Annotated in this window: 2 protein-coding genes and 1 tRNA gene; 2 read left to right on the top strand and 1 reads right to left on the bottom strand. The window is 66.7% G+C overall.

What is annotated here, in order from left to right; genetic code table 11:
- Together ACIRS4_RS38525 and ACIRS4_RS38520 are read left to right on the top strand one after the other, a co-directional pair.
- Positions 1-459: hypothetical protein (locus tag ACIRS4_RS38525; RefSeq protein ID WP_404204973.1), on the top strand; the 459-nt coding region annotated here is incomplete at its 5' end.
- A 64-nt stretch (positions 460-523) separates the two neighbouring features.
- Positions 524-597: transfer RNA gene (locus ACIRS4_RS38520), tRNA-Pro, on the top strand.
- A 96-nt stretch (positions 598-693) separates the two neighbouring features.
- On the opposite strand, the gene ACIRS4_RS38515 is transcribed toward ACIRS4_RS38520, so the two are convergent.
- A partial coding sequence (locus tag ACIRS4_RS38515; RefSeq protein WP_404204971.1) for a cupin domain-containing protein occupies positions 694-1,101 on the bottom strand: 408 nt, incomplete at its 5' end.

Raw genomic sequence — 1,101 nt, 5'->3', positions numbered from 1 at the left:
GACTGGACCGTCGACCTCTCCACCACCAAGTACGGCACCGACGCCGACCACATCCCCGCCGCCGGTTTCGCCCAGGAGGGCGTCGACTACTGCCCGAACAATGTGCGCACCAACATGTTTCTCTCCACCTCCGATCTCTCCGACGCCACCGCCGCGGCCACCGACATCGGCGCCCACGCCGCCCGCATCGGCTGGTCCACCCAATCCTCGTCGAAAGCGGGCACCCCCCAACCCCTGGACTCCGGCGACAACACCCTCCACGGCACATTCGTCGAGACCACCGGCACCCTCACCGCCCCCGCCGGCTGCGCTACCACGTTCTCGGTCTTCACGTACGCCGTGAGCGCCGGCCCCACCAGCGGCTCCCTGGTCCTGGTCATAGTCGCCGACACCGGCGTGGACCGCTCCGTCTCGGCCGATCTGGCCCGCCGAATCTTCGCCACTTTCCGCCTCCTTTAGCCCCCTGACCAGCCGATTTAACACCTGGACAACGGGTGCGCTAAGCTACTGCAGGTTCACTTCACGGGGTGTGGCGCAGCTTGGTAGCGCGCTTCGTTCGGGACGAAGAGGTCGCAGGTTCAAATCCTGTCACCCCGACTGTGTGGTTGAGACACAACTCGGCCCCCGGCTCTTACTAGAGTCGGGGGTTTTGTGTTTCCCGAGTTCAGACCGTGGACCCGCGATCGGGTCGGGTCACACCGCGGGTTCCTCGTACCGGATGCGATGCCCGGCGGCAATGGGGTTGATCTTGGCCGGGTCGAGGGCGCCCGCGGTGAACACGGTCGGCCCCGCCTCGATCAGATCCTCCAGATAGCACTCCCAGCCGCCCGGTGACGAGATCTGGATGAGCCTCGGCGGGAGGGCCGAGCCGCGGCGCAGCGCGTGCGGAATGCCATGTGGGAGTAGGACGAACATCCCGCCGGTGGCGTGCTCGACCCGGTCGTCGAATTCCACTTCGAGCGTGCCGTCCAGCACGTAGATGCATTCGTCGGCCACATGATGGGTGTGGCGGGGGATGTCGTGCGCGAGGGTGACTTCCAGGAGTGAGAAGCGGCCTTCGGTATCGGCGGTGGTGGCCTTCACGGCGAACGCGGGCGGCAG

The organism is Streptomyces sp. NPDC101166 (genome assembly GCF_044768125.1).
Classification (GTDB): Bacteria; Actinomycetota; Actinomycetes; order Streptomycetales; family Streptomycetaceae; genus Streptomyces.
Note: the sequence above shows the minus strand (reverse complement) of the source record. Positions and strands in the feature narration are given on the sequence as shown.